The sequence below is a fragment of the Methanohalobium evestigatum Z-7303 genome (assembly GCF_000196655.1).
GTDB classification, from domain to species: domain Archaea; phylum Halobacteriota; class Methanosarcinia; order Methanosarcinales; family Methanosarcinaceae; genus Methanohalobium; species Methanohalobium evestigatum.
The window spans coordinates 2068106-2085736 of record NC_014253.1 but is presented as its reverse complement, the minus strand read 5'-3'; the positions used below and the strand labels follow the sequence as shown (position 1 = coordinate 2085736).

18 protein-coding genes are annotated in these 17631 nt (G+C 37.6%); 9 read left to right on the top strand and 9 right to left on the bottom strand.

The window, feature by feature from the left end; translation table 11 throughout:
• Window positions 1–8 precede the first annotated feature (8 nt).
• The 3 genes from METEV_RS10450 to METEV_RS10440 all read left to right on the top strand — a co-directional run bounded on the left by METEV_RS10450 (window position 9) and on the right by METEV_RS10440 (window position 2209).
• Window positions 9–830: a metal ABC transporter permease gene (locus METEV_RS10450; RefSeq protein ID WP_013195478.1), complete on the top strand. Its 822-nt coding sequence runs from the start codon at window positions 9–11 to the stop codon at window positions 828–830.
• Window positions 831–851: 21 nt separating this feature from the next.
• Window positions 852–1505: an N-glycosylase/DNA lyase gene (locus METEV_RS10445; RefSeq protein ID WP_013195477.1), complete on the top strand. Its 654-nt coding sequence runs from the start codon at window positions 852–854 to the stop codon at window positions 1503–1505.
• 419 nt (window positions 1506–1924) lie between these two features.
• Window positions 1925–2209, top strand: a complete 285-nt coding sequence (locus tag METEV_RS10440) for a GYD domain-containing protein (protein WP_013195476.1) — start codon at window positions 1925–1927, stop codon at window positions 2207–2209.
• 45 nt (window positions 2210–2254) lie between these two features.
• Here the strand turns inward: METEV_RS10440 and METEV_RS10435 are convergent, their stop codons facing one another.
• On the bottom strand, window positions 2255–2941 hold the full coding sequence (locus tag METEV_RS10435; RefSeq protein ID WP_013195475.1) for a DUF169 domain-containing protein: 687 nt from the start codon (window positions 2939–2941) through the stop codon (window positions 2255–2257).
• A 162-nt stretch (window positions 2942–3103) separates the two neighbouring features.
• On the opposite strand from METEV_RS10435, the gene METEV_RS10430 reads away from it, so the two are divergent.
• Window positions 3104–4303: a PGF-CTERM sorting domain-containing protein gene (locus METEV_RS10430; protein WP_013195474.1), complete on the top strand. Its 1200-nt coding sequence runs from the start codon at window positions 3104–3106 to the stop codon at window positions 4301–4303.
• A gap of 21 nt (window positions 4304–4324) precedes the next feature.
• On the opposite strand, the gene METEV_RS10425 is transcribed toward METEV_RS10430, so the two are convergent.
• A complete protein-coding gene (locus METEV_RS10425; protein ID WP_013195473.1) occupies window positions 4325–5017 on the bottom strand; it encodes a TfuA-related McrA-glycine thioamidation protein in 693 nt (230 codons plus the stop codon).
• Window positions 4996–6276, bottom strand: coding sequence for a YcaO-related McrA-glycine thioamidation protein (locus METEV_RS10420; protein ID WP_013195472.1), 1281 nt, complete (start codon window positions 6274–6276; stop codon window positions 4996–4998). The genes METEV_RS10425 and METEV_RS10420 overlap by 22 nt, the downstream gene beginning before the upstream one ends.
• 182 nt (window positions 6277–6458) lie before the next feature.
• Between METEV_RS10420 and METEV_RS12450 the strand changes: the two genes are divergently transcribed.
• Together METEV_RS12450 and METEV_RS10415 are read left to right on the top strand one after the other, a co-directional pair.
• Window positions 6459–6617 carry a hypothetical protein gene (locus METEV_RS12450; protein ID WP_013195471.1) on the top strand — a complete coding sequence of 53 codons (159 nt, stop codon included), beginning with the start codon at window positions 6459–6461 and terminating at the stop codon, window positions 6615–6617.
• 44 nt (window positions 6618–6661) lie between these two features.
• On the top strand, window positions 6662–7843 hold the full coding sequence (locus METEV_RS10415; RefSeq protein WP_013195470.1) for a cysteine desulfurase: 1182 nt from the start codon (window positions 6662–6664) through the stop codon (window positions 7841–7843).
• An 18-nt stretch (window positions 7844–7861) separates the two neighbouring features.
• On the opposite strand, the gene METEV_RS10410 is transcribed toward METEV_RS10415, so the two are convergent.
• The 6 genes from METEV_RS10410 to METEV_RS10385 form a co-directional block, all read right to left on the bottom strand.
• Window positions 7862–8635, bottom strand: a complete 774-nt coding sequence (locus METEV_RS10410; RefSeq protein WP_013195469.1) for a DUF128 domain-containing protein — start codon at window positions 8633–8635, stop codon at window positions 7862–7864.
• A gap of 69 nt (window positions 8636–8704) precedes the next feature.
• Window positions 8705–9436 (bottom strand): glucose-6-phosphate isomerase family protein, encoded by a 732-nt coding sequence (locus METEV_RS10405; protein WP_013195468.1) that lies wholly within the window; start codon window positions 9434–9436, stop codon window positions 8705–8707.
• A gap of 198 nt (window positions 9437–9634) precedes the next feature.
• Window positions 9635–11446, bottom strand: a complete 1812-nt coding sequence (gene uvrC / locus METEV_RS10400; protein WP_013195467.1) for an excinuclease ABC subunit UvrC — start codon at window positions 11444–11446, stop codon at window positions 9635–9637.
• Window positions 11447–11470: 24 nt separating this feature from the next.
• A complete protein-coding gene (locus METEV_RS10395) occupies window positions 11471–12235 on the bottom strand; it encodes a ribonuclease H-like domain-containing protein (RefSeq protein WP_013195466.1) in 765 nt (254 codons plus the stop codon).
• A gap of 2 nt (window positions 12236–12237) precedes the next feature.
• Entirely contained in the window at window positions 12238–13335 is a 1098-nt protein-coding gene (hisC, locus tag METEV_RS10390) for a histidinol-phosphate transaminase (RefSeq protein WP_013195465.1), read from the bottom strand.
• The gene (locus METEV_RS10385) at window positions 13322–14482 is read right to left on the bottom strand and encodes an acetylornithine transaminase (RefSeq protein WP_013195464.1); all 1161 of its coding nucleotides are present in this window, start codon (window positions 14480–14482) and stop codon (window positions 13322–13324) included. Before METEV_RS10385 ends, hisC begins: the two co-directional genes overlap by 14 nt.
• Before the next feature lie 346 nt (window positions 14483–14828).
• On the opposite strand from METEV_RS10385, the gene METEV_RS12110 reads away from it, so the two are divergent.
• The 3 genes from METEV_RS12110 (at window position 14829) to METEV_RS10375 (ending at window position 17592) form a co-directional block, all read left to right on the top strand.
• A complete protein-coding gene (locus METEV_RS12110) occupies window positions 14829–15776 on the top strand; it encodes an RNA-guided endonuclease InsQ/TnpB family protein (protein WP_332258492.1) in 948 nt (315 codons plus the stop codon).
• The gene (locus tag METEV_RS12765) at window positions 15710–16132 is read left to right on the top strand and encodes a transposase (protein ID WP_332258491.1); all 423 of its coding nucleotides are present in this window, start codon (window positions 15710–15712) and stop codon (window positions 16130–16132) included. Before METEV_RS12110 ends, METEV_RS12765 begins: the two co-directional genes overlap by 67 nt.
• A gap of 227 nt (window positions 16133–16359) precedes the next feature.
• On the top strand, window positions 16360–17592 hold the full coding sequence (locus tag METEV_RS10375) for an RNA-guided endonuclease InsQ/TnpB family protein (protein ID WP_013195463.1): 1233 nt from the start codon (window positions 16360–16362) through the stop codon (window positions 17590–17592).
• Window positions 17593–17631 lie beyond the last annotated feature (39 nt).

Below are 17631 nucleotides of genomic sequence, written 5' to 3'. Positions count from 1 at the left end.
GATTTAGAATGGTGGTAGATATACTCCTCCAGTATGAATTCATGAGAAATGCACTGTTTGCGGCAATACTTGCCAGTATAGCCTGTGGAATCATCGGAGCTTATGTTGTTGTAAAACGTATAGTGTTTATAGGAGGAGGGATAGCTCATGCATCTTTCGGGGGTATAGGTATGGGATATTATCTCGGATTTAATCCTATTCTTGGAATTTTACCTTTTGGAATTGCATCTGCACTTGGTATAGGATGGATTACAAAACGTTCCAGTTTGCCAGAGGATTCAGCAATCGGCATACTCTGGGCAAGTGGGATGGCAATAGGTATTGTTTTTTTGAACCTGACACCTGGTTATGCGCCCAACCTCATGACCTATCTTTTTGGTAACATACTTACGGTACCTGTTTTTGATGTAATATTGATGTTGATACTGGATGTGGTCATTGTTTCAGTTGTCTATATATTCTATAAGGAGTTCCTGGCAATTAGTTTTGATGAGGAAATGACAACTGTGATGGGAGTCCCGGCAGAGAAACTTTATTATCTGCTTTTGTGTATGATAGCACTCACAGTGATGGTTCTGGTAAGAGTTGTGGGTATCATTCTTGTAATAGCACTTTTAACAATACCTGCAGCATTAAGCCGTCAGATGACTTCCGATTTTAAGAGGATGATGATTTTGTCAGTATTATTTGGTGCTATATTTAGCACAGGAGGACTTGGGATATCCTATTTATATGATATACCATCCGGTGCGACCATTATTCTGGTTATGTCCGTGTTTTATTTTGCATATTCTCTTGTGAAAGGAAAAATAAACAATCTTTTAAGTTAAAGTATAATTACAGGTGTAAATTTGAAATTGAATATTGAATCCAGAAAAGACCTAATAAGAATTGTTGAAGATTTGAAAGCAGACGATATATCAGAAATAGTGGACAAACGAATCCGTGAATTTGAATCCCTTTATAAAAAAGGCAATAAAGAATGGTTCAATGAACTCTGTTTCTGTCTTCTAACAGCCAATTCAAGTGCAAGGCTGGGAATTGATATTCAGGATTATATGAAAGAAAATGATGGTTTCCTGACCTATGATCAAAAAGAACTATCCACAGTCTTGAAGCAAATGGGTCACCGGTTTTATGAAAAAAGGGCTGAATACATAATACTTGCCAGAGATAATGCAGCAGATATCAGGGATAAAATCACTTCTATGGAAAATGAATTTACTGCACGTGAATGGATTGTCAAAAAAATCAAGGGAATCGGATACAAGGAATCCAGTCACTTTCTTAGAAATGTTGGTTACAAACATCTGGCTATTCTTGATAAGCATATACTGCGTATTTTGAGCAACAGTGGTCTGATAGAAGTTCCAAAAACGCTTACAAGGAAAAAGTACTACAACATTGAACAGGTGTTTAGTTCACTGGCGGAAGAGGCGAGTTTAACTCCTGCAGAACTTGACCTTTATCTTTGGTATACACAAACAGGTGAAGTGTTGAAGTAACCAGGTGTTCATTTAAAAGTATATTATAATATTAGAAATCTGGAAATCTTACCACATTTGTATGTTGTTAATTCATTTATCCTATAATAATATATTATCAGTAATTTTAAATACGTGTATACACAATATACACATCCAAGGCTGCGGGACAAGAAAATAGTTCAATCCCTGAGAACGACGTAGAGGGGGTTGGTGAGTGGGGGTATAGGTGTCCCGCAGTTATATAACATATGTTCTATTCGTTATTTAACTTTTTCGCGGCTGTGGTTAATGGTGTTATATTATACCCTTTCTATGTTTCTTAATATATTTTGGGTGAATATGAACAAAATATCAACGGTGTAAAATTAACAGGACACAGAATAAGTTATTTATGTTAAAATATAGATTATTTATACTGGGGATTTAGGAGGTTTGTTATGCCTAAATATGTGATGATATCTCAATTAACAGATGAAGGTGCAAGAACTTTAAAAAATAACCCTAAAAGGGTAAAAGAAGTAAATGATGAACTTGAACAAATGGGTGTAAAAGTGCTTGAGCAGTTCTTTGTACTGGGGGATTTTGATTTTCTGAATATTGTAGAAGCAGAAGACGAAAGCTCAGTATCAAAAGCTGCTGTTGAACTCGCATCAAGGGGTAGTATTAAGACCAAAACCTATACCGCAATACCTATGCACGAGTTTACCAGTGCCTTTGAATAAATAGCAATAAACAAAATTTTGGTGGTTTATAAAACCACTTAACGTTTATTTTCCAAACATTTTTTCTGCAGAATCGGCTAAATCTTCCAATTGTTCCAGTGGGATACCTATTGCCATTTCATCTTCATTTATTTGTGTATGTTTCCTACTTCCTCCACATCCAACAGTAACACATACCTGACCACTCATATATGGCTCTGCTACACCATCTGCACAGAGGCTCTGTTTACCTGCAAAATCTGCATTGATTCTGCCTCCCTGTTTGTACAAAAGGGATTGGGATATTTGCATCATTTGTTTTGGAGTTCCGATTAAAACTACAACATCAGGTATGAATTCCGCTTTTTCAAGAGGTTCGTAGATTACAGCTTTTACAGAATCAGCAGGAACTCTAGGCACTTTTTGCATTGTACGTCGTGCTGCATTGGAAGTTTCAAAAGCACCGAGTTTATAATAGACTTCTCCTTTTGCAAGTTTTCCATCCATCTCCCGAAGACCCATGACCGCAGCACCACCTTTACATTTCTGGTCTTCTACAAGCGTATAAAAACTTGTTCCTGTCTGCCTGACATTATCTATCATCTGGCAGTGCCGGGTAGGTTCCTGTATTCTTTCAATACCTTCTGGAATTTCCTGTGTGCTGGAAACAAGTTTTACTGCAACAGGTGATGTTTTGAGTTTGTATACCTTTTTAAGGTCAGAACCAATTTTCCTTATGTTATCAATATCCATATTTTACAATCTCCGTTTATGGTTTTGTTTTCATCACACACAAATTTATGTTATATATTTTTTCTCATTTTTAATATAATATAACCGTTAATCAATCAGAGTAAATTTTTATATCGGTTTTGATAAACTTATCCATAAAGCACAATACAGAGGGGAGGGTGTATGAAAAAATATCTTTTTGTTGTGGTGACTATATTAATATTGATGACAACAACATCCATGGCATTGAATCCAGAGGACTGTAGTCAGTGTCATCCGGATGTTTATGAAACATGGAACATGTCAAATCATTCCGGTTTAAATGAATCGGATGTAGGCTGTGAAGTCTGTCATAGCCCACCAGAAGAAGGTTATGAAGCACATATAGATAATCCCACTGAAATAGACCCGGGTATGAATTATTCGGCTGAGTTATGTGGAAAATGCCATAATGAACCACATAAACCAATATTTGATGAGTGGGACGAGTATTCAAAGGATGATTTTGATACAGAAAACATGGCAAGCCATTCTGAACCGTCAGATGTAACCGAACCATTTGTTCAGGATTCTGATGATTGTGTGGCTTGTAAAAGTACTGAAGGAGCAGTTGTAAACCTTGAAGGTGCAGATGTTCATGATTTTAATGAGGAAAACCTGCCAAATCCTTCAGATGTGGAAGAATGGAGACTTACATGCGTGGCCTGTCATGAGCCGCATTCAACCGGGTTACATGTAGAAGATGAAGTAAAACTATGTTCTAACTGCCATAATTCCCGTGGTGCAGAACCAGATGGAGAGACAACAATAGCCAGATACACTCAGTGGGATATATACAGCAATTCCAGTTATGTAAATGGTGAGCATCCTGTAGAAATAGGGTGTGTGGACTGTCATATGGGTGCCAAACCATTCAATGAAACTACAAATGAATCGGCAGAGACCGGACATACATTCGATATGAATGTTTCATTGGTTGTGGATTCAGAGTCTACAAATAATTGTTCCAGATGTCACGGGGCTGAACTATCAGGTGTTATAGAAAACCAGCAGTCAAGGATATCCAGTAGGCTTCAAGACCTTGAAACAAAACGGGAAAATGCTGAAGAATCACTGGAAGAATTGAATGGAACTCAGATATATCAGGAACAACAAGCTGTATTTAATAATGCACTGTATTACATGACAGCGGTTGAGGAAGATGGAAGTCTTGGTGTCCATAATATGGAAATGGCTATTAGTTATCTGAATAATTCAGAAGAAAGGTTTGATGAAGTTATAAATGCCCAACCGCCAGAAGAAGAGCCAGGTTTCGAGGCGATTTATTCAATTGCTGGCTTGCTTTTAGTGTTTTACCTTGTAAGAAGAAAATACTCTAAGTAAACCACAAACCTTTTTTCTTTTTTAGCTATCAACGATTTCTATTATGGTATTAAGAACTGCAATTGCATCTTGACGTTTAATATCTATCTCATTTTCTCTGCAATACCGCAAAATATTGTTGCTATCTTTCTTTGTAAGGATATTATTTTTGACAGCCTGTTTAATAATACCAGTGTAGCTTCTGTATGGATAATAGGTATGTTTTGCAATTTCTATCAAGTTGCTGTAGGTTTTATCATCAATAATATCATCTTCATATGCCGCTTTCAGAGTTTGCCTGATATTTATCAGAGGTTTGGATACAGGTTCAAAGGTATCAGGATTTGTAGCAACAGCCACCTCATCGTCAGCCTCTATAACACCATCCCTGTACTGTTCATATATTTTTCCTGCGCCTATCATTCCATAATCATCAAGTTCTGATGCACGTAAAGCACCCATACTACATCCACCCACAACGATGACATTGTTTTTGAGTGCTTTTATTATCTCTTTGTGGGAAACAGCCGCTTTATCAAAGAATACTCCATCGATAATTCCGATAATGTTGTATCCTTCTTTCATCGCCTTATCGATGTTACACCTGTAAACAGGAGGTTTATAGTCAGCATTGAGTATTTCTTTAGCATCCTCATGGGTTATGCTTGTGCCTGCAAAAACAGTAATTCTGGGATTTTTCGGTTTTTTTATATTCAAACTCGTTTGTGGTTCCATGTTTTTTCGCCTTTTCTTCTGATTTTTTTCAGTGCGATGTTTTTCCTTTTGCCAACTCTTTCTCTGTCAAGTGTATACATTTCAAAGGTAGGTATAATAACTCTTACTACCGGAATATTTACGCTTTCCCTTGATAGATTGACCACAACCACGTTATCAACTAAATTTTTGAGCTGGTCAATCACGGTATTAATATTTTCTGCTGGCGAATTTCTGGACAAATCGTTTAAATCTTTTAATGTGGTGGTATCTATATCTTCATCTTTATACCAGAAGCCATTCATTCTTTTCATGCGTTCATATCCGATATTACGGACGAATTTGTCCCTTTCAGTATCCTCTCTTGCACCATGAATCTGTACAACCCTTGATTGTGCGACTTCGTTAAGGGCTCTTATGGTGGCAATTTCCGGGTTTAGATGAGCTCCAGCACCCATCACAAGCATTGCGGGATCTTTTAATTGAGCATCATCAACCGATGCAACCACCGTTGTAATTTCAGTATCATGATAGGGAACCCAGAGTCTGACATTAATACCTGCATCATTGAATTTTTGCATTAGTTCATAACTTATGCCATCATCTTCATCAAGCATTAACCTTTTACCGGGGTTTCTGTTCATTTCTGCAATACTTAAGGCATCTCTTTCAGTAACTTCCAGTAATCCGTGAAGTACTGCTTCTTCTATCACATTACCTGCTGCAAGACCATTTGTGTTGCTTCTGAACAGTTTCACACACTGGTTTGTGGCATCGTAGGGGTGATAGACTGAATTTGATGGAACATAGATTTCATTATCATTTATCAAGTCCCATCCACTGGTCCATTCTATCATGTCATCTGTTCTTACATCTTCTGATATGAGAAGTTTTGCAGGGTTTACTATATAGTATGTTTCTTTTATATTATCAAAGGAATCAACAAATTCATCGCCAGGGATATCTTCCTGTATGTTATTGTTCATATCTTTTTTTTCTGCCAGGCACCTTTCAAATCCTTCCATCATTGCAGAAATCCTGGCTTGGGTGGAAGTAACACCTTTTCCGGAATAAACAGATATAGCACCTTTAGCAGCACATGGTCTGATTGCAGAATAGACAGGAATACCCACTCTGTCAAGATGAGTTATATCTGCTATACGCGTAACTCCGATTTTTTTAAGCTGGGACTTTGTTTTTTCAAGAGTGGTATCTTCATCATATACTCGCTGTGACCCTTCATGATATTTAAGGGATTGATTAACATTTATTATTGACATGTTTTACTAAAACGATGTTGCATTTGTTTATACCTTACGATGACTGATTCCAACCGTTAGCTTTATATGCGATAATTGAGTAGTATAGTGTTTAACGCTTGTAATTACTTGGCAAATATTTTTGTGTGAAGATTTTCAGCGGGGTATATTTGAATAATTCATGAAGACAGGAGGTATTATCAATGAAGAAGTTAGTGGTAACAAAGAACAATCAGGTAGATAAAAAACGCAATCCAAAACAAATCTGTCACATGGTCGTTTGTGGGCGTACAAAAAAGAAACTGGATAAAGAAGATAGAGAACTTTATGATTTTATGGTCGGTGGTTTACAGGCAAAATAACCTGCAAAAACTTTATTTTTCATCCTGTTGAATAATATAAAGCTATGTACGACATTTTTGAAATTCGGAAAGATTTTCCTGTTCTGGATAATGTTATATATCTGGACAGTGCAGCTACAACGCAGACACCTGTACAGGTAGTTTCAGCCATAAACGATTATTTCTATAAATACTCTGGAAGTTATGGTAGAGGAGCACACCGCTTAGCTCGGGAATCAACCAATCATTATGAAGATTCACGTGAAAAAGTAGCCGGTTTTTTGAATGTTGAATCTTCAAAAACCATAATGACGAAAAATGCTACTGAAAGCATAAATATAGTAGCACTTGGAATGGGCTGGAATTCCGGTGACCACATTGTAACCACATCCTTGGAACACCATTCCAACCTTCTACCATGGATGAATCTAAAAGATTGCGGGGTTGATGTGACTGTTGTATCGCCTGATGATACAGGTATTGTTAACCCTGATGATATATATGATTCTATAACTGAAAGAACAAGACTTGTCGCAGTAACCCATGTATCAAATATTTTCGGTTCAGTGCAGGATATCAAACAGATAACCCGAATTTCGCATAAAAATGGAGCAATGGTTTTGATAGATGGAGCTCAATCTGTCGGCCATTTCCCTGTTGATGTGGGTTCTATTGGCTGTGACTTTTTTGCAGCATCCGGTCATAAAGGTTTACTGGGTCCACAGGGTACAGGTATTTTATATGTTAAAGAACCAGAAAATTTAGACCCATCCTATTTTGGTGGGGGAATGGTACATTCAGTAACTACTTCTGGTTTTGACATAGAACCGTGTCCCACAAAATTTGAATCCGGAACACCCAATATACCAGGTGTTATTGGTCTTGGAAAAGGTGTTGAATATGTCCATGATTTAGGGATAAGTAATATTGAAAAACATGAAAAATCTCTTGTCAAGGATATGGCTTCCAAACTTTCAGAAATGCCATATGTAGAAATATATGGACCTGAGGATCGCAGTGGAGTAGTCCCTTTTAATATAGCTGGGCTAAATTCTCATGATGTAGCCATGATACTGGATGAGACAAAAGGTATATGTGTACGAAGCGGTCACCATTGTGCTATGCCAGCCCTACAGGCTCTTAATGTTGATGGTGCGGTAAGGGCATCGGTAGGTTTGTACAATACACAGGAAGAAATTGATACATTTATTGATGCCGTTTCCCAGATAACATCACTTGTAGGCTAACCGATGAATGTATTTAGGTTATAGATTAATATCTTTAATATCGCTCATTTCTGTGATATCAACAATAGTAGACATTGCATTTGTTTCAATGGGTATGCCGTGTTCTCTCACAATTGCCATGGGGTTAGTACCACCTATAACAACAATACCAAGGTGGTCTCTTTCAATTGGAACGTCCAGTATCTTTCGATTCGGTTCTCCAACTTCCAGTATTCCGCTAAGTCCTGCATCCATAATATCAGAAAGTACATGGTCTATATCATATCGTGCAGCTATAGGTACTTCTCTAAGGTTTGCCAAAATCTTACCAGACCCTGTACTAATCATCTGTGTTACTGAGGTAATCTCCTGTGACATCAGGGCTTCCAGTGGGTCTATAGAGGTACTTGCATAGGTTAAAACATCGGTAAAACGTACAGGTGACCCTTCTTCAATCTGAACCAGCCCTCCAAATTTTGGGTTGACAAGGATGCCTCTTTTTAACAATATGCCATCAATTGTTATACTGCACATTGTTGCAAGACCGATTTTACCTTCTTTGATAGTTAAATCTCCAATGCTTTCTCCTTCATGTAGAATTTTTATAAAAGGGCTAACAGTCAAACCACTCATCATGGCGGTTTTAAATATTTCAAGTACTCTGTTTAGGTCATGCTTGTTTATAATTGAAACATTGGCGATAACATCACCTTTGCCAGTTTTTGGGTCATAGGTTGTACTGAACATCAGGTTTACAATTTTGGATAAAGTAAACTGTACTTGGTAATCTTTTTTATTTTCCTGTTTTTGCATCTTATTCCTCTGTTGTATCCTACAACTCTCATTTTTGTATGGTCAATTAACCAGAACTACTGTTGTGTATCAGTTTCCGATTATATAATCAAAGTCATCCATATATTCCAGGGGGGACGTTAAGAATTTTAATTTTCCTATGCCTGTTACTAGGTTATACATATCCTGTCCATTATTAAGACCAAATTTAGGGTATTCTACTGGAGACAGGTATCGTATCTGTGGTACTTTATAATATTCCGGATTTTTGATAAATCCAGTATCAAGGAGGTAATAGGCACCGCCACTACGCTGTTTTATGGGGTCATAGATGGAGGAAAATTCACGGCATACCCAGTTGGCCATTTTAAGAGTTTCATCAGATGTATTGATTGTTATATGACAGTAATCAGGAGGTATAACGACATAATCACCTGCCTGTGCATTGATAACCACTACATCTTCTACTTTACCACCCTCCATTTTTTGTAAAAGGTATGTGGCATATCCTTCCAGAATCTGATATACTTCTGGATAAGATACATCTGTGTCTGGAACTTTTGGATGGCAGTGACCTGCTGTTTTTACATATTCTCTGCCTATCATTTTTGGAGGGATGACTGTAATATCATATCTTAGGTTATGTTTTTTAATAGTTTCAAAATCGTAATCATCTTTATAAAGGTCGCGATACATGTAATACAATTCAGGGTTTTTTTTAATACTCATCTGTTTTTTATCGTAAAGAACATCATGCATGTCATTTAACATTCTGACATTAGCAGTTCTGGAGATTCTGCCGAATTTAATTTCTTTGACCATTAATTACACTCCCTTAAACTTGGCCTTTATTAATCAATCGTTACATAAACAGCACTATTTACTTGGAAACTGTCATAAATTTAATTTGGATGCATTATGTTTTAAGTTTTGCTATTTGATAGATTCATTTGTTAAAATTTTGTACAAAATCAATTCCATAAAAGTATACATTTTTTAAAATATATATTCTAAAAATTATCATTTTTTATTATCATCGTTTTCAAAATAATCCACAATTTTTTGTGCCAGGTTATTACTGATACCTTCAACTTGTTTCAGGTCTTTAATTGATGCGTTAATTATATTATCAACTGTCCCAAAATGTTCCAACAATGCGCGTTTTTTTGATTCACCTATTCCCGGGATACCATCAAGAGCTGAATGAGTAAGTTTTGCAGTGCGTTTTCTTCGGTGGGATGAAACTGCAAACCGATGAGCTTCGTCACGTATCCTCATAAGAAGTTTCATTGAATCTGATTTTTGAGAAAGAATTATTACTTTGTTCTCGGGAGTTATTATATGTTCATACTGTTTTGCAAGACCAATCAAAGGTATATTGTCAAGGTTTAAATTGTCAAGAGAACCTTTTGCAGCACTGACCTGACCGGGACCACCATCGATGAGTATAAGGTCTGGAAGGGGTTTATTTTCATCTAAAATCCGGCTGAATCTTCGATGCACCACTTCAGCCATCATTGCAAAATCATCTATGCCTTCAACATTTTTGATGTTGAACTGGCGGTATTTGCTGTTTGCAGGAACACCATTTTCAAATACCACCAATGAACCTACTGCATCTGTACCTGATATATTGGAAATATCAAATCCTTCTATGTGATAGGGAAGTGTTTCAAGCGATAAATCAGTTTTCAGGTTTTCAAGCACTTCGTTGGGATGTTGGTGGTCTTTTTTTAACTGTTCCTGTTTCATGGACATTTCAGCGTTTTTGGCGGCAAGGTCAAGGATTCGTTTTTTGTCACCTTTTAAGGGTACATGAATATCAACATGCAACCCTGATTTTTCATAAAGCCATTTTTTTATCAAATCTTTTTCAGGGATGTCATACTGAACCAGAATTTCAGGTGGTACAGGTGAATCCTGGTAATACTGTTTGATAAAACCTGATAAAACTTCAGGAATGGATACTTCATCATCACCCCTGTCCATTGTGAATTGCGATCTACCTACAAGATTCCCGTTTCTTATATAGAAAAGCTGGATATATACCGCATTTTCATCAACAGCTGTAGATATTACATCCCTTTCATCTGTTCCTGATATTGCCACCTGTTGTTGTGTCAGGTTTTTTAGAGCCTCGATCTGGTCGCGGACCACGCTTGCAGCTTCATATTCCTGGTTGAGTGATAATTGGTACATCTTGTCTTCAAGCTCTTTTACCAGTTCATCACTTTCGCCTTTCAGGAATCTGATAGCAGAATTTAGTTCTTCTTGATACACTGTTTCGCTGACTGCACCTGTACAGGGACCGAGGCAACGTTTGATATGATAATTAAGGCAGGGTCTTGAATGAGTTTTATCATCATCAATTTTTGTCTTACACTTACGTACTTTAAAAATTCTTGATATTATATCAAGGGTCTTGCGTGCTGCACCTGCGTTTGTATAGGGTCCAAAATAGAGAGCGTTATCCATCAAACGTCGCCGTGTAAGGTATATTCGCGGATATTTTGAATTGGTTATTTTGATGTAGGGGTAGCGTTTATCATCTTTTAGACGGACATTGTATCTGGGTTTGTGCTTTTTTATAAGGCTTGCTTCTGTAATCAGTGCTTCTACTTCGGATTGGGTAACAATGTATTCAATATCAGCTATATGTTTTACAAGTGTTCTGGTTTTAGGAGAATGATATTTCTGGGACTGGAAATACTGACTGACCCTCTTTTTAAGTGAACGTGCTTTCCCGATATATATCACTGTATCTGAATTATCTTTCATCAGATATACACCGGGAAGGTCTGGAAACTTGGATATATCAAAATCAGAAGACATATTTGTTGGAAAACTTTGATGTTTTTAGAATTGTTTTTTCGCGTCAGAAAACGTTTTGTCAATTAATCTGGAATGTATTGTGCTTAATATTGTTTCAAGGTTAACTATATCTTCGCGATTGTATTCAAGCAACAGGTCAAGAGCATCATTGTCGCCTTTTTGATATCTGTTCCACAACTTCACTGCATCAAGTCCTGACATTTTTGTAGTGTTATCACTTCTCGATATCCCAAGCTTTTCTTCTGCCTGCTTGAGGCCTCCTTTATATCCGAGTTTTTTTAGCGGATATATCAGGTCGACATGAAGCTGGTTAAATTCCAGTTCAGGAAATTCTTTTCTAATAAATGGGAGGTCAAAACATGCGCCGTTGTATGTTACAATAAATTCGTATTTGTTCAATTCATCCGCAACGTCATCAAGATTGATTCCATGCACGAAAGTTTTAGTTTGGTTGCCGTTATAAACACCTACTACTGTTATATGGTCATGTGTATTTGACAAACCAGTGGTTTCTATATCTACATAGGCAACAGAATCCAAAAAGTATCGAAAACCTCTCCAGTGCTCTGAATTTGGCAGGCAGTTTGCAAAAAACTCGGTGTCCCTTTTATCCAGCCGTTCCATTGACTCATCTATACCTTCAAGTATAATATTTCGCTTGGATTCTGGGAGGGGAACTGAATCATGGTATTTTACAAAGTCCTCCCATGTTGTAATTCCTGACGCCCATATTTTATGTTCGGTAGATTTACCTATTTTTGGAATGTGTATATAAGTACTGGTGAGCATAATCAACCCGGATATTGATTTTTAAAGGCTTCTACAACTCGTTTATTCTGGTCTTTTGTTCCTACTGTTACACGAATCAATGAATCACCTGCATCCCTGAATGATGTGCAGTCCCGGACAATGATACCTTCTTCAAGAAGCCGCTCACATACATCCTTAGCTTTTTGGGGAGCAACGTCCACAAGAACAAAATTAGCCTGAGAATTATATACATTAAATGGTATATTATCTTTAAGATATTTCCGTCCTTTCCTTGCCAGTTCAACACTTTGTTTCAGATGTTTGGTATCTGATAGAGCAGCAATGCCTGCTGTTATTGATGGACCACTTAAGTTAAAAGGTGTCGAGATCCTCATGTATTCGGATTTCAGCCACTTTGGCATAATACCGTACCCGATTCTCATACCAGCCAGACCAAATGCCTTTGAAAAAGTCCTGCCTATTATGAGGTTATCATAGTCATCGACAAGGTTTGCCATATTCCTGTCTGCAAATTCAACATATGCTTCATCCACAAAAACAAGTCCTTTCGTGGATTCGGCTATCCTGCGAAGTTTTTTTTCATCTATAAGGTCACCGGACGGGTTATTTGGTGAACAAATAAATATCATCTTGGTACGTGGGGTTTCTGCTTTAAGCACAGATTCTGAATCTATCTGGAATTCATTATCCCTTTTAACAAATACTGGTACTGCCCCGTTTGCACGTGCTGCAATTTCATAATAGGAAAAGGTAGGTGTGGGAATTATAACTTCATCTCCCTGTGAGATGACAAGACGCATCAGGTTATCAATTAACCCGTCCATTCCGGGACCGGATGCAACGATATTTGATTCAGGATATCCAGTGTAACCAGAAAGTGCCTCTACAAGTTCTCCTGAATCTGCAGATGGATAAACACTTAATTGATAAAGATGCTTGTATCTGTCAAGTGCATCCACAGCCTCTGGTGATGGTCCAAGTGGATTTTCATTAGAACCCAGTTTTATTATGGTGTCAGGGTCAAGCCCATATGAGAGAGCAATCTCATCAATGGTTTTACCGGGTACATATTCTGGTATATTTTTTATACCGTCTTTAATGAGGTTACGCCTGCTCAATTACGTCCACCACCTTGTCTATCTGCTCACTGGTTATAACAAGAGGAGGGACTATACGCAATACTGAATCTGAGGTACAGTTTAAAAGTACACCGTTCTCACGTGCATAATTCAAAATTTTTTTACAATCAGATTTTAGTTCCATACCTATCATAAGGCCTCTACCACGTACCTCCACTACATCATCACGTGAAATGTTTTTAAGACGTTCTACAAAATAGTCTCCAAGTTCTTTTGAACGCTGTACCAAAGAATCATCTTCTATGGCTCTTATTGCTCCAAGTGATGCTGCACAGGCAAGGGGGTTACCTCCGAATGTAGATGCATGTTCGCCTTTATCAAAGGTAATACCCTCTTTTGATGCGATTGCACCTATGGGAAAACCGCCACCCATAGCCTTAGCCATTGCCATTATATCTGGCTGTACACCTGAATGCTGTTTGCAGAACCATTTACCGGTTCTTCCAAAACCAGTCTGTACTTCATCGAATATCAGAAGTGTACCTGTATCATCACATATTTTTCGTAATTCTTTGAGATAATCATTTGAAGGTATATTCACACCACCTTCGCCCTGTATAGGTTCTACGATTACTGCGGCGGTGTTATTAGTTATCGAATCTGCAACTGCCTGTGAGTCATTATAGGGTACAAAATTTACATCCTCTATCAAAGGGGCAAATGGTTTTCTGAATTTTTCTTTATGCGTCACACTGAGCGACCCTATGGTTCGTCCGTGAAACGATTGTTCAGCCGCCACAAAATCCGTTTTTTTCGATACGGATCTTGCAAGTTTCATTGCTGATTCGATTGCTTCAGCCCCTGAATTACAGAAGAATATGCGGTCCATTTCTGTAAGTTCTACCAGTTTTTCAGCAAGCTGTGTCTGTATCTGGGTATAATACAGGTTGGACACATGGATTAATTGTTCTGACTGTTTTTTTATCGCATTAACAACATTTGGATGGCAGTGCCCTACATTGTTTACTGCAATACCTGCCAGACAATCAATGTACTGATTGTCGTCCACATCATAAACAACCGCGCCTTCACCTTTTTTTAATGCTATTGGCTGGCGGGTGTAATTTTGCATCACATATTTTTCGTCCCTGCTGACTATTGATTCATACGTTTCTGACCCGGGCAATATTTTTCCCTCTATTATATAGTTTTAAAATTATAAGCAAACCTGTAATTGGATTTATAAATGTGTTCATATTACAAAATTTGGTTTATATATTTACGAAAGTGGGGCAACAGGGGTACGTGAAAGCCAACGACTTTAGTCGTTCTCTTTAAATCAACGATTTAAAGATATCTTTAAACTCCGTTTAAAGAGTGATTAAACAACCCCGTTGATGTTTGATAAGTTTTATGATAAACATTATAATCGCTAACAGTAGATAAAAATTATATAGTTTCAAAACGTATAATCAGTATCAAGTAAAAGGGTGGAGTCGATGGTTTGAAAAGGAGGTCAAAACTGCAGGAATCTGAGATTCAAGATACATCCTACTCCTGAACAGGAGAAGAAACTGGATGAAACTTTAGAGTACTGCAGGTCGATTTGGAACCATCTTCTGTCCATCAGAGTAGATTTATACGATAGGTTTGATCTGTCAGTATCTAAATCATCTCTGGAAAAATACCTGAAAAATCTGGACTATCCTATACATTCATCAGTAAGACTGGATGTATTCCAGAGATTATGTTCCGCTTATGACAAGTTTTTTGATGATATCAAGAACGGGAGACTGAAAAACACCAAACCTAAAAAAGGGATGTTCGTCAAGAGGAAAGACATACCATGTGGGAACAATTCATCCGGATTTATCAAATACGATGGAATTCTTCCGAAAGGTCACCCGAAGTTCAAGAGTAAAGAAGATTTCAGTAGTTTCAGCTACAAACAGCATGGAAACGGGTGGAAACTTGAAGAAAACAAGTTATACCTATCCAAAATAACCGGTAAATCAAAACCCATCAAAATTGATATTGACAGATTGCCAGATGGTGAACTGAAGACCTGTACCCTCAAGAAGGAAGGCAAACAATGGTTCGCATATCTGACAGTAGAATTGCCAGAAAACCCAGTTCCATCTACTCCTACAAACGCTGTTGGCATAGACTTAGGACTGAAATCTTTCATAAAAACTTCAAACGATGATTTTGTCGAACCACCGAAATTCCTCAGAAATGCTGAAAAAAGGCTTGTTAAAGAACAGCGAAGATTGTCGAGAATGGAATTCAGATCTAACAACTATAAAAAGCAGAAGCAAAAAGTGAACAGAATTCACAGGAAAGTCGCATCTGCTAGAAACCATTTCTCACATTGTCTCAGCAAACTTTTGGTGGAGAAATATGACCTGATTGTATTCGAGGATTTAAAAATAAAAAATCTCATAAAAAACAACAGATTAGCCAAATCATATCGGATGTAGGCTGGGATAAACTGGTTCAGCACGTAACCTATAAAGCTGCTGAGAGAGGTAAGATTGTAGACAAGATTAATCCCGACAATACTACACAGGTCTGTTCTCATTGCGGAACCAAGAAAAAAGAGAAACTGAGATTGGGAGATAGAATATTCTACTGCAGTAAATGTGGATTAGAAATCGACAGGGATCTTAACGCTGCAGTCAATATTCTGACAAAATCATCGTACTATAACCCAATGCATACCGTGGGGCTCGCGGGAATGAACGGCTGTGGAGATGGTACCTCTACGACCGGTCTCGGTATCGGTTCGCAAGTACCGCCGATGAATCAGCAAACGCTCAACCTATTAAGAGGTTGAGGCTCTCAAAAGAACCCCACGATTTAGTCGTGGGAGAGTAGTCAGTATCCTCGTCCCATATTAAGCTGCTGTATATAGGGTAGATAATATTTCTAAATTTGTTGTTAGGTCTTTCCCTTACAAAAAGAATGATTTTATAAAGATGAAGAAAACCACGATGTCTTTAGCATCGTGGTATGATAAATAGGCAAAAAAGATAAGTATTTTGCTAAATGATTGTATAATGCATGTATCTAACCCAGAAGAACCATCTCCGTGCTGATAAGCAGACGTATGAAACTTTGAAGAGGTTGACCAAACTATCCAAGAACCTGTACAATTTCACGTTGTACACGATTAGACAGTACTTTTTCAATCATGGCAAATATCTCGATAAAGATACTGCTTATCATACGGTCAAAGAAAACGAGAATTACAGAATGATGCCATCACAGGTTGCCCAGAATACTGTGGAAACTGTGGATGACAGTATGAAATCGTTCTTCAAACTTCTGGATAAGAAGAGAAAAGGAGAATATGAGAAACCAGTTTCACTTCCAAAGTATCTGGATAAAGATAGTAACTTCATATGTACTTTCAAGAAAGATCAACTGAAGGTTATCGATGATAAGATAAGGTTATCGTTAGGTTTGGATTATTACAGAACTTATGGAATCAAATATCTATACTTCAAGATTCCTGACAACATAATAGGTCAATACATCAATCAGGTCAGGATCGTACCGAAATACAAGGGTAGATGGTTCGAGATAGAATTTGTATATCATGAAGATGGGGAGATTGCTGAACTTGATTACAATAGCCATCTATCGATAGATCTTGGAGTGGACAACTTTGCAACCTGTGTAACGACCAGCGGGACTGCATTCATATTAGATGGCAGGAGTATCAAATCTTACAACCGCTGGTGGAACAAGGAGAAGAGCAGGTTACAGTCAGTCTACGACAAACAGAATATAGATAATGGAATCAAAATGGATAGATTCTCTAATAATAGATTCTGGAAGATAAATGATTTCATGAACCAGTGCGTTAATCATATCGTTAAACATTGTCTGGAGAATAAGATTGGTAATGTTGTGATTGGAGAACTCAAAGAAATCAAACAGGAACAAAATATCGGAAAGCAGAATACCCAGAACTTCCAGACAATACCATTTGCTAGGTTTAAATATAAATTAGCTTCTAAGTGTGAATATCATGGTATAAAGTATCACGAAGTAGATGAGGCTTATACCAGCAAGGTAGATGCACTGGCTTTAGAACCTATCAAAAAAAATAAGAAATATCTTGGTAGACGATCTAAGAGAGGTATCTTCCAGTCATCAACAGGTAGACTGATTAATGCCGATATCAATGGAGCATTGAACATTCTGAGAAAGGTAATCGGTGATTCTCTTACAGGGATAATCGATAGTGGGGATGTGAACTCCCCAGAGAGAATAAGACTTTCAAGGTAGACTTCTCTCGAAGCCTCTGAGTCTTTAGCTCAGCGGTAG

Bases quoted from the DNA above. Each gene is read 5' to 3' on its own strand.
- METEV_RS10450 (WP_013195478.1), top strand. From the start codon at position 9: ATGGTGGTAGATATACTCCTCCAGTATGAATTCATGAGAAATGCACTG.
- METEV_RS10440 (WP_013195476.1), top strand. From the start codon at position 1,925: ATGCCTAAATATGTGATGATATCTCAATTAACAGATGAAGGTGCAAGA.
- METEV_RS10435 (WP_013195475.1), bottom strand. From the start codon at position 2,941: ATGGATATTGATAACATAAGGAAAATTGGTTCTGACCTTAAAAAGGTA.
- METEV_RS10430 (WP_013195474.1), top strand. From the start codon at position 3,104: ATGAAAAAATATCTTTTTGTTGTGGTGACTATATTAATATTGATGACA.
- METEV_RS10425 (WP_013195473.1), bottom strand. From the start codon at position 5,017: ATGGAACCACAAACGAGTTTGAATATAAAAAAACCGAAAAATCCCAGA.
- METEV_RS10420 (WP_013195472.1), bottom strand. From the start codon at position 6,276: ATGTCAATAATAAATGTTAATCAATCCCTTAAATATCATGAAGGGTCA.
- METEV_RS12450 (WP_013195471.1), top strand. From the start codon at position 6,459: ATGAAGAAGTTAGTGGTAACAAAGAACAATCAGGTAGATAAAAAACGC.
- METEV_RS10415 (WP_013195470.1), top strand. From the start codon at position 6,662: ATGTACGACATTTTTGAAATTCGGAAAGATTTTCCTGTTCTGGATAAT.
- METEV_RS10410 (WP_013195469.1), bottom strand. From the start codon at position 8,635: ATGCAAAAACAGGAAAATAAAAAAGATTACCAAGTACAGTTTACTTTA.
- METEV_RS10405 (WP_013195468.1), bottom strand. From the start codon at position 9,436: ATGGTCAAAGAAATTAAATTCGGCAGAATCTCCAGAACTGCTAATGTC.
- uvrC (WP_013195467.1), bottom strand. From the start codon at position 11,446: ATGTCTTCTGATTTTGATATATCCAAGTTTCCAGACCTTCCCGGTGTA.
- METEV_RS10395 (WP_013195466.1), bottom strand. From the start codon at position 12,235: ATGCTCACCAGTACTTATATACACATTCCAAAAATAGGTAAATCTACC.
- METEV_RS10375 (WP_013195463.1), top strand. From the start codon at position 16,360: ATGTATCTAACCCAGAAGAACCATCTCCGTGCTGATAAGCAGACGTAT.